General features: G+C 38.8%; 27 protein-coding genes. All 27 read left to right on the top strand.

Translation table 11 applies throughout. The features are described from left to right. Positions 1–9: 9 nt before the first annotated feature. The 27 genes from rpsJ (at position 10) to rpsD (ending at position 12,621) form a co-directional block, all read left to right on the top strand. Positions 10–315, top strand: a complete 306-nt coding sequence (gene rpsJ / locus G466_RS0102735; protein WP_026812274.1) for a 30S ribosomal protein S10 — start codon at positions 10–12, stop codon at positions 313–315. 160 nt (positions 316–475) lie between these two features. Beyond that, positions 476–1,093, top strand: coding sequence for a 50S ribosomal protein L3 (rplC, locus tag G466_RS0102730; protein WP_026812273.1), 618 nt, complete (start codon positions 476–478; stop codon positions 1,091–1,093). After that, a complete protein-coding gene (rplD, locus tag G466_RS0102725; protein ID WP_026812272.1) occupies positions 1,093–1,725 on the top strand; it encodes a 50S ribosomal protein L4 in 633 nt (210 codons plus the stop codon). The genes rplC and rplD overlap by 1 nt, the downstream gene beginning before the upstream one ends. Before the next feature lie 3 nt (positions 1,726–1,728). Next, complete coding sequence (gene rplW / locus G466_RS0102720) at positions 1,729–2,019, top strand: 50S ribosomal protein L23 (RefSeq protein WP_026812271.1); 291 nt, start codon at positions 1,729–1,731, stop codon at positions 2,017–2,019. 9 nt (positions 2,020–2,028) lie between these two features. Next, positions 2,029–2,853 carry a 50S ribosomal protein L2 gene (gene rplB / locus G466_RS0102715; protein WP_026812270.1) on the top strand — a complete coding sequence of 275 codons (825 nt, stop codon included), beginning with the start codon at positions 2,029–2,031 and terminating at the stop codon, positions 2,851–2,853. Between the two features lie 13 nt (positions 2,854–2,866). Next, complete coding sequence (gene rpsS, locus G466_RS0102710; RefSeq protein ID WP_026810026.1) at positions 2,867–3,145, top strand: 30S ribosomal protein S19; 279 nt, start codon at positions 2,867–2,869, stop codon at positions 3,143–3,145. Between the two features lie 6 nt (positions 3,146–3,151). Further along, a complete protein-coding gene (gene rplV, locus G466_RS0102705) occupies positions 3,152–3,559 on the top strand; it encodes a 50S ribosomal protein L22 (protein ID WP_026812269.1) in 408 nt (135 codons plus the stop codon). A 10-nt stretch (positions 3,560–3,569) separates the two neighbouring features. After that, positions 3,570–4,292 (top strand): 30S ribosomal protein S3, encoded by a 723-nt coding sequence (gene rpsC, locus G466_RS0102700; RefSeq protein ID WP_026812268.1) that lies wholly within the window; start codon positions 3,570–3,572, stop codon positions 4,290–4,292. 22 nt (positions 4,293–4,314) lie between these two features. Beyond that, positions 4,315–4,734: a 50S ribosomal protein L16 gene (rplP, locus tag G466_RS0102695; RefSeq protein WP_026812267.1), complete on the top strand. Its 420-nt coding sequence runs from the start codon at positions 4,315–4,317 to the stop codon at positions 4,732–4,734. Between the two features lie 17 nt (positions 4,735–4,751). After that, positions 4,752–4,943: a 50S ribosomal protein L29 gene (rpmC, locus tag G466_RS0102690; protein ID WP_026812266.1), complete on the top strand. Its 192-nt coding sequence runs from the start codon at positions 4,752–4,754 to the stop codon at positions 4,941–4,943. A gap of 13 nt (positions 4,944–4,956) precedes the next feature. Continuing rightward, positions 4,957–5,214 (top strand): 30S ribosomal protein S17, encoded by a 258-nt coding sequence (gene rpsQ, locus G466_RS0102685; protein WP_026810031.1) that lies wholly within the window; start codon positions 4,957–4,959, stop codon positions 5,212–5,214. Between the two features lie 2 nt (positions 5,215–5,216). Next, positions 5,217–5,585: a 50S ribosomal protein L14 gene (rplN, locus tag G466_RS0102680; RefSeq protein WP_026812265.1), complete on the top strand. Its 369-nt coding sequence runs from the start codon at positions 5,217–5,219 to the stop codon at positions 5,583–5,585. 13 nt (positions 5,586–5,598) lie between these two features. Next, entirely contained in the window at positions 5,599–5,913 is a 315-nt protein-coding gene (gene rplX / locus G466_RS0102675; protein WP_026812264.1) for a 50S ribosomal protein L24, read from the top strand. Positions 5,914–5,915: 2 nt separating this feature from the next. Then, complete coding sequence (gene rplE / locus G466_RS0102670; RefSeq protein ID WP_026812263.1) at positions 5,916–6,467, top strand: 50S ribosomal protein L5; 552 nt, start codon at positions 5,916–5,918, stop codon at positions 6,465–6,467. A 1-nt stretch (position 6,468) separates the two neighbouring features. Next, positions 6,469–6,738 carry a 30S ribosomal protein S14 gene (gene rpsN / locus G466_RS0102665; RefSeq protein ID WP_026812262.1) on the top strand — a complete coding sequence of 90 codons (270 nt, stop codon included), beginning with the start codon at positions 6,469–6,471 and terminating at the stop codon, positions 6,736–6,738. Positions 6,739–6,803: 65 nt separating this feature from the next. Then, positions 6,804–7,202 (top strand): 30S ribosomal protein S8, encoded by a 399-nt coding sequence (gene rpsH / locus G466_RS0102660; protein ID WP_026812261.1) that lies wholly within the window; start codon positions 6,804–6,806, stop codon positions 7,200–7,202. A gap of 20 nt (positions 7,203–7,222) precedes the next feature. After that, complete coding sequence (gene rplF / locus G466_RS0102655; protein WP_026812260.1) at positions 7,223–7,765, top strand: 50S ribosomal protein L6; 543 nt, start codon at positions 7,223–7,225, stop codon at positions 7,763–7,765. 11 nt (positions 7,766–7,776) lie between these two features. Beyond that, positions 7,777–8,133, top strand: coding sequence for a 50S ribosomal protein L18 (gene rplR, locus G466_RS0102650; protein ID WP_026812259.1), 357 nt, complete (start codon positions 7,777–7,779; stop codon positions 8,131–8,133). A 7-nt stretch (positions 8,134–8,140) separates the two neighbouring features. Further along, on the top strand, positions 8,141–8,665 hold the full coding sequence (gene rpsE / locus G466_RS0102645) for a 30S ribosomal protein S5 (RefSeq protein ID WP_026812258.1): 525 nt from the start codon (positions 8,141–8,143) through the stop codon (positions 8,663–8,665). A 113-nt stretch (positions 8,666–8,778) separates the two neighbouring features. After that, on the top strand, positions 8,779–8,958 hold the full coding sequence (rpmD, locus tag G466_RS0102640; RefSeq protein ID WP_026812257.1) for a 50S ribosomal protein L30: 180 nt from the start codon (positions 8,779–8,781) through the stop codon (positions 8,956–8,958). Positions 8,959–8,972: 14 nt separating this feature from the next. Then, positions 8,973–9,425, top strand: a complete 453-nt coding sequence (gene rplO / locus G466_RS0102635) for a 50S ribosomal protein L15 (RefSeq protein WP_026812256.1) — start codon at positions 8,973–8,975, stop codon at positions 9,423–9,425. Positions 9,426–9,438: 13 nt separating this feature from the next. Continuing rightward, on the top strand, positions 9,439–10,782 hold the full coding sequence (gene secY, locus G466_RS0102630) for a preprotein translocase subunit SecY (RefSeq protein ID WP_026812255.1): 1,344 nt from the start codon (positions 9,439–9,441) through the stop codon (positions 10,780–10,782). A gap of 3 nt (positions 10,783–10,785) precedes the next feature. Next, complete coding sequence (gene infA, locus G466_RS0102625; RefSeq protein ID WP_015361146.1) at positions 10,786–11,001, top strand: translation initiation factor IF-1; 216 nt, start codon at positions 10,786–10,788, stop codon at positions 10,999–11,001. A 9-nt stretch (positions 11,002–11,010) separates the two neighbouring features. Then, positions 11,011–11,127, top strand: coding sequence for a type B 50S ribosomal protein L36 (ykgO, locus tag G466_RS23435; RefSeq protein ID WP_073370549.1), 117 nt, complete (start codon positions 11,011–11,013; stop codon positions 11,125–11,127). A gap of 2 nt (positions 11,128–11,129) precedes the next feature. Beyond that, positions 11,130–11,504, top strand: a complete 375-nt coding sequence (gene rpsM, locus G466_RS0102620) for a 30S ribosomal protein S13 (RefSeq protein WP_026812254.1) — start codon at positions 11,130–11,132, stop codon at positions 11,502–11,504. 13 nt (positions 11,505–11,517) lie between these two features. After that, a complete protein-coding gene (gene rpsK / locus G466_RS0102615) occupies positions 11,518–11,910 on the top strand; it encodes a 30S ribosomal protein S11 (RefSeq protein ID WP_026812253.1) in 393 nt (130 codons plus the stop codon). Between the two features lie 105 nt (positions 11,911–12,015). Next, the gene (gene rpsD / locus G466_RS0102610; RefSeq protein ID WP_026812252.1) at positions 12,016–12,621 is read left to right on the top strand and encodes a 30S ribosomal protein S4; all 606 of its coding nucleotides are present in this window, start codon (positions 12,016–12,018) and stop codon (positions 12,619–12,621) included. The last annotated feature ends 13 nt before the right edge of the window (positions 12,622–12,634 follow it).

Here is a 12,634-nt window from a genome sequence, read left to right as displayed (position 1 = left end):
CTAACTAAGATGAGTCAGAAAATTAGAATCAAATTAAAATCGTACGACCACAACTTGGTAGATAAATCTGCCGAGAAGATCGTAAAAACGGTAAAGACTACAGGAGCGGTTGTAACTGGTCCAATTCCTTTGCCAACACATAAAAAAATATTTACAGTTTTGCGTTCACCGCACGTTAATAAGAAAGCAAGAGAGCAATTTGAGTTGAGTTCTTATAAGCGTTTACTGGATATTTATAGCTCTTCTTCGAAAACTATTGATGCTTTAATGAAATTAGAGCTTCCAAGTGGTGTAGAAGTCGAGATAAAAGTGTAGCTTTGCAAAACTTTTTTTCACCAGAGTGGTGAAATTACATGTCCCGAGCGTTTCGCGAAGGAAAGATGGAGAAAAAAATAAAATCAGGGTCGATTTATTTTTGACCCTGTTTTTTTGTCAAAAAGTTTGAGTAGTAATCAATTAATAATCAATTATAAATATGTCTGGGTTAATAGGTAGAAAAATAGGTATGACCAGCATCTTCGACGAAAATGGAAAGAACATTCCATGTACGGTAATCGAAGCTGGGCCATGCGTAATTACCCAAGTCAGAACCGAAGAGGTCGACGGGTACAGTGCCCTTCAGCTTGGTTTCGATGACAAGGCAGAAAAACGTGCAAACAAAGCGGCAACAGGTCACTTTAAAAAAGCAGGTGCTTCTCCTAAGAAAAAGGTCATGGAATTCCGAGATTGGGAAGGTGAATTTAAATTAGGGGACACTTTAGGTGTTGATCTATTTGTAGAGGGTGAATTTGTGGATGTTATAGGAACATCTAAAGGTAAAGGCTTTCAGGGTGTTGTTAAAAGACATGGCTTCGGTGGTGTTGGTCAGCAAACGCACGGTCAGCATAACAGGTTAAGAGCTCCGGGATCCATTGGTGCTGCATCTGATCCTTCTAAAGTATTTAAGGGAATGAAGATGGCAGGTAGAATGGGTAACGATCAAGTAACCGTTCAGAACCTGAGAGTATTGAAAATTGTCCCAGAAAAGAACCTTTTAGTAGTAAAAGGTTGTGTTCCTGGACATAAGAACGCTTACGTAACTATTCAGAAGTAATGAAAGTAGCAGTTTTAGATATTAAGGGAAAAGAAACAGGTAGGGAGGTAGAACTTTCCGATGCTGTATTCGCAATAGAGCCGAACAATCATGCTGTTTATTTGGATGTTAAACAATATTTGGCACACCAAAGGCAAGGGACGCACAAATCTAAAGAGCGTGCCGAGATTGCAGGTAGTACGAGAAAGATAAAGAAACAAAAAGGAACTGGTACTGCTCGTGCTGGTAGTATTAAGTCTCCGGTTTTTAGAGGGGGTGGACGTATTTTTGGACCACGACCTAAAGATTACAAACAGAAATTGAACAAGAACCTGAAGCGTTTGGCGAGAAAATCTGCTTTCAGTATTAAGGCTAAAGATAGCGCAATTGTTGTTGTAGAGGACTTTAATTTTGAAGCACCAAAGACTAAGGAATTCGTTAATGTGTTGAAATCCTTGGGCTTGGAAGGGAAAAAGTCGCTTATAGTGTTGGGTGATAGGAATAATAACGTATATTTGTCCTCACGCAATTTAAAGGGTTCTGAAGTTATAACTAGCTCAGAACTAAGCACTTACAAAATATTAAACGCAGGAAGTGTTGTGTTGTTGGAAGGTGCTTTGGAAGGAATCGAAACTAACTTAACAAATAAGTAGGCCATGAGTGTGTTAATAAAGCCAATTATTACGGAAAAAATGACAGCTGAAAGCGAAGTGAACAATCGCTATGGTTTTCTTGTAGATCCTAGGGTTAACAAGATACAGGTCAAAGAAGCAGTAGAGGCTACTTATGGCGTAACAGTTGAGAAAGTTCGAACAATGAATTATGGACCCTCACGCAAATCGCGTTACACCAAGACTGGTGTTCAACACGGGAAGACCAATGCCTATAAGAAGGCAATTGTAGATCTTGCAGAAGGGGATATTATTGATTTTTACAGTAATCTATAAAGACAAAAAATGTCAGTTAGAAAATTAAAACCAATCACTCCAGGACAGCGTTTTAGAGTAGTTAATGGATTTGACGCCATTACTACTGATAAGCCGGAGAAAAGCTTGCTTGCTCCGATCAAAAAGTCGGGAGGTAGAAACAGTCAAGGAAAGATGACCATTCGTCAAAAAGGTGGAGGTCATAAAAGAAGGTATCGTGTAATTGATTTCAAAAGGGATAAACAAGATGTTGTCGCTAAAGTAGAGTCAGTTGAATACGATCCTAACAGAACAGGCTTTATTGCCTTGTTGTCTTATGCAGATGGCGAAAAGAGATATATTATTGCACCAAGTGGTTTGCAGGTTGGGCAAGAAATTGTTTCTGGAGCTAACGTTGCGCCAGAGATAGGAAATGCGCTTCCTTTGAAGGCTATTCCTTTGGGAACTATCATTTCAGCTATCGAATTGCGTCCAGGTCAAGGAGCCGTTATGGCAAGAAGTGCTGGAACTTTTGCTCAGTTAATGGCTAAGGATGGTAAATTCGTAACCATTAAGTTACCATCTGGGGAGACAAGATTAATCTTATCTGAATGTATGGCGACTATAGGTGCTGTATCTAACCATGATCACCAATTGTTGGTGTCCGGTAAAGCCGGTAGAAGTAGATGGTTGGGTAGAAGACCAAGGACAAGACCAGTAGCAATGAACCCTGTTGATCACCCAATGGGTGGTGGTGAAGGTAGAGCTTCTGGAGGGCATCCAAGGTCTAGAAACGGAATCCCTGCAAAAGGATATAGAACCCGTTCTAGGACCAAGAGTACCAACAAATATATTTTAGAACGTAGAAAGAAATAAAAAGCAGAAAGAAATGGCACGTTCATTAAAGAAAGGACCTTACGTTCACTATAGTTTGGATAAGAAAGTCCAGCAAAATGTAGAATCCGGAAAAAAGGCAGTCATTAAGACATGGTCTAGGGCATCTATGATTACTCCAGATTTCGTGGGGCAAACAATAGCAGTGCACAACGGAAAGCAATTTGTTCCAGTTTTTGTAACAGAGAACATGGTGGGTCACAAATTAGGTGAATTTTCTCCTACAAGATCTTTTAGAGGTCATGCTGGAGCAAAAAATAAAGGTAAAAAGTAGTAAGCTATGGGAGTTCGAAAAAGACAAATGGCCGAAAGGATAAAGACGGAGAAGCAACAAATAGCATTTGCAAAACTTAACAATTGCCCTACCTCTCCTAGAAAAATGCGCTTGGTTGCGGATTTGGTTAGAGGTGTGCAGATTGAAAAAGCACTTGCTATCTTGAAGTTTAACCCAAAAGAAGCTTCACGTAGGTTGGAGAAGTTGTTATTGTCCGCAATAGCAAACTGGCAAGCCAAAAACGAAGATGCAAGTATAGAGGAAGCTGAGCTTTTTGTAAAAGAGATCAGAGTGGATAGTGGTAGTATGTTAAAAAGACTACGTCCTGCGCCTCAGGGAAGAGCGCATAGAATAAGAAAACGTTCCAACCATGTTACTTTGGTTTTGGGATCTAATAATAACACACAAAGCTAGAGCATTTAGTATGGGACAGAAAACAAATCCAATCGGAAATCGCCTAGGTATTATCAGGGGATGGGAATCTAACTGGTACGGTGGAAACGATTATGGCGATAAGCTTGCCGAAGACGACAAGATTAGGAAATATATACATGCACGTTTAGCGAAAGCGAGTGTGTCTAGAATCATTATTGAGCGTACACTTAAATTGATCACCGTTACCATTACTACGGCAAGACCTGGTATTATTATCGGTAAAGGTGGGCAAGAGGTTGACAAATTGAAAGAGGAGCTTAAAAAGATTACGGACAAGGAGATCCAGATCAATATTTTTGAGATCAAAAGACCGGAATTAGATGCAAATCTTGTAGCTGCTAGTGTTGCTCGTCAGATAGAAGGTAGAATCTCTTTTAGAAGAGCTATTAAAATGGCGATCGCAGCGGCAATGAGAATGAATGCTGAAGGAATCAAAATTCAGATTTCTGGACGTTTGAACGGAGCTGAAATGGCGAGATCAGAATCTTACAAAGATGGTAGAATACCTTTGTCTACTTTTAGGGCAGACATTGACTACGCTTTGCATGAGGCCCATACTTCTTACGGAAGATTGGGAATTAAAGTCTGGATCATGAAAGGTGAGGTTTATGGGAAAAGAGAACTTTCTCCTTTAGTTGGAATGGCAAAAGGTCAGACCAGTGGAAAAGGTGGAAAGCACGAAGGACCGAAGAAACAACGTCGTAGAAAGTAATTTTTTAAAGAAGTAAAGAAAAATGTTACAGCCAAAAAGAACTAAGTTCCGCAAAATGCAGAAAGGGCGTATGAAAGGGATCTCTGGAAGGGGACATCAACTTTCTAACGGAATGTTCGGGATCAAATCCATGGATACCTCTTTCATCACATCCCGACAAATAGAGGCAGCTCGTATTGCGGCCACTAGATATATGAAAAGGGAAGGGCAGTTGTGGATCAAGATATTTCCAGACAAGCCTATCACTAGAAAGCCATTGGAAGTACGTATGGGTAAAGGTAAAGGTGCTCCAGAATATTTTGTTGCTAGAGTGTTGCCAGGAAGAATATTGTTCGAAGTAGCTGGTGTTTCAATTGAAGTTGCAAAAGAGGCTTTGCGTCTTGCAGCTCAGAAACTTCCGGTTAGAACAAAATTTATTATTGCTAGGGACTATTCTGCTTAATATAATTGCAAGGAATCATGAAACAATCAGAAATTAAAGAATTATCAGTTGAGGAGCTGAAAGAAAAGAGAGCTGAATTTAAAAAGCAGTACTCGGACCTTAAAATGGCTCATTCCGTAACACCATTGGAGAATCCTTTGCTTATTAGAAGTGTGAGAAGAACGGTGGCAAGATTGGCAACTGAATTAACAAAAAGAGAATTACAATAATTGGTTCTGCTTTATGGAAAAAAGGAATTTAAGAAAAGAGAGAATAGGCGTTGTTACTAGCAACAAAATGGAGAAATCAGTAGTGGTTTCAGAAGTTAAGCGAGTTAAGCACCCTATGTACGGAAAGTTCGTGTTGAGAACAAAGAAATATGTTGCGCACGATGAAAAGAACGATTGCAATATTGGCGATACTGTGAAAATAATGGAAACACGACCATTGAGTAAGACCAAATGTTGGAGATTAGTTGAAATCATAGAAAGAGCTAAATAATTATGTTACAGCAAGAATCTAGACTAAAAGTAGCGGACAATACGGGGGCAAAAGAAGTTTTGACCATTCGTGTGCTTGGAGGTACAAAAAGAAGGTATGCTTCTGTTGGTGATAAAATTGTAGTTACCGTGAAGGAAGCTACTCCAAACGGAGGTATTAAAAAAGGTGCAGTTTCCACGGCGGTTGTTGTTAGAACTAAGAAAGAGGTCAGACGACCTGATGGCTCTTATATACGTTTTGACGATAATGCATGTGTTCTTTTAAACCCTACTGGGGAAATGAGAGGAACACGAGTATTTGGTCCTGTGGCCAGAGAACTTCGTGATAAGCAGTTCATGAAAATTATATCATTGGCTCCAGAGGTGCTTTAATAAACATAGCAAAATGGGAAAATTGAAAATAAAAACAGGGGATACCGTAAGGATTATGGCAGGAGACCACAAAGGGGTTGAAGGCAAGGTAGTCAAGGTAGACCGTGAGAAGAATAAGGCGATCGTAGAAGGTGCCAATATGGTATCTAAGCACGAGAAGCCAAGCGCGAACAATCCACAAGGAGGTATCGTAAAGAAAGAGGCTCCTTTAAACATTTCCAACCTATCCTTGATCGACCCTAAGTCGGGAGAGGCTACAAGAGTAGGATTTGAGGTGAGAGATGGTAAGAAAGTGAGATTTTCTAAGAAATCTAAAGAAGTAATTTAATTATGGCTTACGTTCCAAGATTAAAACAGGAATATAAAGAAAGAGTGGTAAAAGCTCTTCAGGAGGAATTTGGTTACAAAAATGTAATGCAAGTTCCCAAATTAGAGAAAATTGTTGTGAGTAGAGGTGTTGGTGCCGCTGTAGCGGACAAGAAGCTTATTGACTATGCAGTAGATGAGCTTACCTTGATCACTGGCCAAAAAGCAATTACAACAATATCTAAAAAGGATGTCGCGGCATTTAAATTGCGTAAGGGTATGCCCATTGGGGCAAAGGTTACTTTGCGTGGAGAAAAAATGTACGAGTTTTTGGATAGATTGGTTACAACTGCCCTTCCAAGGGTAAGGGATTTCCAAGGAATTAAAGCTACTGGCTTTGATGGAAGAGGAAATTATAGCCTTGGTATTGAGGAGCAAATCATATTTCCTGAAATAAACATTGATAAAATTAATAAAATCAATGGAATGGATATTACCTTTGTAACCTCTGCGGAGACAGATAAAGAATCCAAATCATTGTTAACTGAATTAGGATTACCTTTTAAAAAGAATTAGTATGGCTAAAGAATCTATGAAGGCCCGTGAGGTCAAAAGAGAAAAGACTGTAGCTAAGTATGCTGAGAAAAGAAAAGCTTTGAAAGAGGCTGGAGATTACGAGGCATTGCAAAGGTTGCCAAAGAATGCATCTCCGGTGCGTTTGCACAATCGTTGTAAACTTACAGGTAGACCAAGAGGGTACATGAGAACCTTTGGTGTATCTAGGGTTACTTTTAGAGAGCTTGCAAACAATGGTCTTATACCAGGGGTTAAAAAAGCTAGCTGGTAATATAAATATAAACAGGTTGCAGGTTTAACAATATTGTTAAAAACCGTTACCGTAAATCAATAACTATGTTCACAGATCCAATTTCGGATTATTTAACAAGAATTAGGAACGCAAGTAGTGCTGGGCACAGAGTGGTAGAAATACCCGCTTCCAATTTAAAGAAAGAAATTACTAAAATATTATTCGATCAAGGATATATTTTAAGTTACAAATTTGAAGACGATTCTATACAAGGTGTTATAAAGATCGCTTTAAAGTATGATAAGTTCACAAAAGAACCGGTCATTAGAAAATTAAAGCGTGTGAGTAAGCCTGGACTTAGGAAATATGCTAACTCCAAGGAGTTGCCTAGGGTTCTGAATGGTCTTGGTATTGCCATCGTTTCAACTTCTCATGGGGTAATGACGAGTAAGCAAGCAAAGCTTGAGAATGCAGGTGGGGAAGTTTTATGTTATGTCTATTAATACACTAAAGATTTAGAAGAATGTCTAGAACAGGTAATAATCCAATAGCAATTCCAGAGGGAGTAACCGTAGAAGTAAAGGAAGATGTTATTACCGTAAAAGGTAAGATGGGGACACTTTCCCAAGAATTTTCTGGAGCAGCTGTAAAGGTAGAGGATGGTCAAATTTACGTTACAAGACCGTCTGATTCCAAGGAACACAAGGCAAAACATGGTCTTTATAGATCTTTGATATATAATATGACCCAAGGAGTTTCCAAGGGTTGGGTAAAAGAGCTTGAATTGGTCGGTGTAGGTTATCGAGCAAGTCACCAAGGTCAGAAATTGGACCTTGCTTTAGGTTTCTCGCATAATATCATTTTAGATATCGCCCCAGAGGTGAAAATAGAGACTGTCTCGGATAAGGGTAAGAATCCTATCGTAAAGCTTAGTTCCCATGATAAACAATTAGTTGGCCAGGTGGCTGCTAAAATTAGGTCCTTCCGTAAGCCAGAGCCTTACAAAGGAAAAGGGATTAAATTCGTAGGAGAAGAATTAAGAAGAAAAGCTGGTAAATCAGCCTAATAATTAGGAATATGGGATTATCGAAGACTGAAAGAAAACTACGTATCAGAAGGAGGATAAGAAAAACATCCACAGGTACTGCACAAAAACCAAGGCTAGCTGTTTTTAGAAGTAATAGTGAAATATATGCTCAATTGATAGATGATGTTGCTGGAACTACTTTAGTTGCTGCTTCATCTAGGGATAAGGAGTTGGCTAAAACAAAAGGATCTAAAACAGAAGTTGCGAACTTGGTAGGTAAAACTATCGCCGAGAAGGCAAAGGAAGCCGGTATAGAATCGGTTGCTTTTGACAGAGGTGGTAACTTATACCACGGACGAGTGAAATCATTGGCCGAAGGCGCAAGGGAAGCAGGATTAAAATTCTAAGAATATTATGTATCAGAAATACAAAAACGTAGAGACTGTTAAGCCGGGAGGTTTAGAATTAAAGGATAAATTGGTAGGGATACAACGTGTTACCAAAGTTACCAAAGGTGGTAGAGCGTTCGGGTTTTCCGCTATCGTTATTGTTGGTGATGAGAATGGTGTTGTAGGTCACGGTCTTGGAAAATCCAAGGAAGTCGCTACTGCTATTGCAAAAGCAATTGAAGATGCCAAGAAGAACCTTATTAGAATACCTCTTAATAGAGGAACTTTGCCACATGAGCAAAAAGGTAAATACGGTGGAGCAAGAGTTTATATCCAGCCTGCTTCTGAAGGTACCGGGGTTATTGCCGGTGGTGCTGTAAGAGCTGTATTGGAGTCTGTTGGGGTTCAGGATGTTTTGTCTAAATCTCAAGGGTCATCTAACCCGCATAACGTGGTGAAAGCTACCTTTGATGCACTTTTACAATTGAGAGATGCCAAAACGGTAGCTCTTCAGAGAGGTGTTTCCTTGGAGAAAGTTTTTAAAGGATAAATTTATAGTACTAAGTATTAGGTACTAGGTATTGAGTAGTTAAATTGTGATGTGAGAACAAAACAAACTGCTGGTACTGATTACTGATTACTGAATGCTGAATACTGATAAACATGGCAAAGATTAAAGTAAAACAGGTGAGGAGCGCTATCAATAGAGCTCAAAATCAAAAAAGAACCTTAGAGGCTCTTGGCTTACGAAGAATAGGACATGTGGTAGAACATGATGATACCGCTAATATTCTAGGTATGGTAAATAAAGTTAAACACTTAGTTTCTATTGTAGAAGCTTAAATAATTTTAGTGTTATGAATTTAAGTAATTTAAAACCTGCGGATGGTGCGAAACAAAGAGCCGGAAAAATTGTAGGTAGAGGACAAGGTTCTGGTAAAGGTGGTACTGCTACTAAAGGACATAAAGGAGCAAAATCCAGATCTGGTTATTCTAAGAAACTTGGTTTTGAAGGTGGTCAGATGCCATTGCAAAGACGTCTTCCTAAATTTGGTTTTACTAACATTAACCGTAAGGACTACGCAGGGATCAATTTAGATAAGATTCAAGAATTAGTAGATAAAGGTATTGTAAAGGATGCAATCACTATAGATACTCTTATTGAAAATAGATTGGTCGGAAAAAACGATTTAGTTAAAATATTAGGTGGAGGAGAACTAAAGGCGTCTCTTAAAGTTTCTGCACATAAATTTACTGCTACTGCAAAAGCTGCGATAGAAGCTGCAGGTGGTGAAGCAATAAGTTTATAAGTCAAAGAATACTATGAAGAAATTTTTCGATACATTATCAAATATTTGGAAGATTGATGAGCTTAAGGGTAGGATTATTGTAACCTTAGGCTTGCTTTTAGTGTATCGTTTTGGTGCACAAGTAGTGCTTCCAGGTATTGATTCTACTCAATTGGGTGCTTTGGCTTCCAGTACAGATAGCGGTATTTTAGGTATCTTAAATGCATTTACCGGAGGAGCATTGTCTAATGCCTCCGTTTTTGCATTGGGTATTATGCCATATATTTCTGCTTCTATTGTGGTGCAGTTAATGGGTATTGCTATTCCTTATCTTCAAAAGTTGCAAAAAGAAGGGGAGAGCGGTAGAAAGACGATAAATCAAATTACCAGATGGTTAACCATAGGTATTTGTATCGTTCAGGCGCCCACTTATTTGTACAGTTTAGGAGCTCTAGGTGTTCCAGACAGCGCGTTTGTATTTGGAAAAGGATTTGATTTTATTATCCCATCGGTAATAATTTTGGTATCTGGAACCATTTTTGCAATGTGGTTAGGAGAAAAGATTACCGATAAAGGAATCGGCAATGGGATATCCTTACTGATCATGGTAGGTATTATAGCTACTATGCCTCAGAGTTTTGTTCAAGAGTTTGTATCTAGAACTACCAATAACACTGGTGGTCTGATGTTTATGCTGATCGAAGTGATCATTTGGTTTGTTGTTATCTTGTTATGTGTTCTGTTGGTAATGGCTACACGCCAGATCCCAGTACAGTATGCTAGACGTACAGCATCTGGTGGATACGAAAAAAATATTATGGGATCTAGACAATATATTCCGTTAAAATTGAACGCTTCTGGGGTAATGCCTATTATCTTTGCGCAGGCAATTATGTTCGCACCAGGCTTGCTTGGTAAAACATTCAATAATACCGCTGTAGGGCAATGGATGGAAGTTCAGTTTGAAGATATATTTGGGTTGGCCTATAATTTGTTGTTCGGGTTTTTAATCATTGTATTTACTTATTTCTATACAGCGATTACTGTACCGACCAATAAAATGGCCGATGATCTTAAAAGAAGCGGCGGTTTTATTCCCGGTATTAGACCAGGAAAGGAAACAGGGGATTATTTAGATAAGATAATGTCTCTGATTACACTACCAGGCTCTATTTTCTTGGCTTTATTGGCGGTACTTCCGGCAGTGATCGCTAAAGTAATGGGCGTGCAAATGGGGTGGGCCTTGTTTTATGGAGGTACTTCCTTATTAATTATGGTAGGGGTAGCAATTGATACCGTGCAGCAGGTGAATTCATATTTGCTGAACAGGCATTATGATGGATTGATGAAAACTGGTAAAAATAGAAAGGTAGCATAGTTTATGGCTAAACAATCAGCAATAGAGCAAGATGGAAGCATTATCGAGGCATTATCTAATGCTATGTTCCGCGTAGAGTTGGAAAACGGTCATGTGGTAACGGCACATATTTCGGGAAAGATGCGTATGCATTACATTAAGTTGCTTCCGGGAGATAAGGTAAAACTTGAAATGAGTCCGTACGATTTAACTAAAGCAAGAATTACATATAGATATTAAGTAAATAGGATGAAAGTTAGAGCATCAGTAAAGAAAAGAAGTGCCGAGTGCAAAATAGTGCGCAGAAAAGGCAGATTGTACGTAATCAATAAAAAGAATCCTAGATTTAAACAAAGACAAGGGTAGTTATGGCAAGAATCGCAGGTGTAGATATACCAAAACAAAAAAGAGGGGTTATAGCCCTGACCTATATCTTTGGTATAGGAAATAGTCGAGCAAAGGAAATTTTAGCCGCCGCTCAAGTAAGTGAAGACACTAAGGTGTCTGAGTGGAACGATGATGAGATTAGCCGTATTCGAGAGGCAGTATCTTCTATTACTATAGAAGGAGAATTGCGTTCCGAAAACCAAATGAACATTAAGCGTTTAATGGACATAGGTTGTTATAGAGGTATACGCCATAGATCTGGTCTACCTTTAAGAGGTCAAAGAACCAAGAACAACTCTAGGACAAGAAAAGGTAAGAGAAAAACAGTTGCTAACAAAAAGAAGGTAACTAAATAATAATTAGGATATTATGGCAAAGGCAAGTGCAAAAGCGACAAAGAAGCGCAAGGTAGTGGTAGAGTCTGTGGGCGAAGCCCATGTAACTGCTTCTTTTAATAATATTATTGTTTCTTTAACCAATAAAAAAGGTGATGTTATCTCTTGGTCCTCAGCAGGTAAAATGGGTTTTAGAGGGTCTAAAAAGAATACTCCCTATGCAGCTCAAGTAGCGTCTGAAGATTGTGCAAGAGTTGCCCATGATGCTGGTTTAAGAAAAGTAAAGGTTTATGTAAAGGGGCCTGGAAATGGTAGAGAATCTGCTATCCGTTCCCTACACAACTCTGGAATTGAGGTTACCGAAATTATCGATATTACCCCAATGCCGCACAACGGTTGTAGACCACCAAAAAGAAGAAGAGTATAATTTATATTAATTAATAATCCTAATAAAAGGGTTTTCAAAGAGGTGTAGTTACGATTATCGAAGGATAAGCCTTAATTCATGATCACACTTCTAAAATAAAAGAAAATGGCAAGATATACAGGACCAAAAACAAAGATCGCCCGTAAATTCGGGGAAGCGATTTTCGGAGATGATAAATCTTTTGAGAAAAGAAATTATCCTCCAGGACAACACGGAAATAACAGACGTCGTGGTAAAAAGTCTGAATATGCTATCCAGTTAATGGAAAAGCAAAAAGCAAAATACACCTACGGTATTTTAGAAAAACAATTTAGAAACATTTTTGGAAAGGCCAATAGAAGTGGTGGGGTAACCGGTGAGGTTTTACTTCAACTTTGTGAGTCTCGTTTAGATAATGTTGTTTACAGAATGGGAATTGCTCCTACTAGAAGTGGGGCAAGACAATTGGTCTCTCACAGACACATTACTGTTAACGGAGAATTGGTGAATATTCCTTCTTATACGCTAAAGCCAGGAGATGTAGTAGGTGTAAGAGAGAAATCTAAATCCTTGAAGGCCATTGTAGATTCTTTAGACGCTAGTAGTAGCGTATATGAGTGGATCACATGGAATAGTGAAAAAAAGGAGGGTAGTTTTGTTGCCATCCCAGAAAGAATGCAAATTCCGGAAAACATAAAAGAACAATTAATAGTTGAGTTATACTCTAAATAAAACAACACTGATC

The organism is Arenibacter certesii DSM 19833 (assembly GCF_000429545.1).
GTDB lineage: Bacteria > Bacteroidota > Bacteroidia > Flavobacteriales > Flavobacteriaceae > Arenibacter > Arenibacter certesii.
Note: the sequence above shows the minus strand (reverse complement) of the source record. Positions and strands in the feature narration are given on the sequence as shown.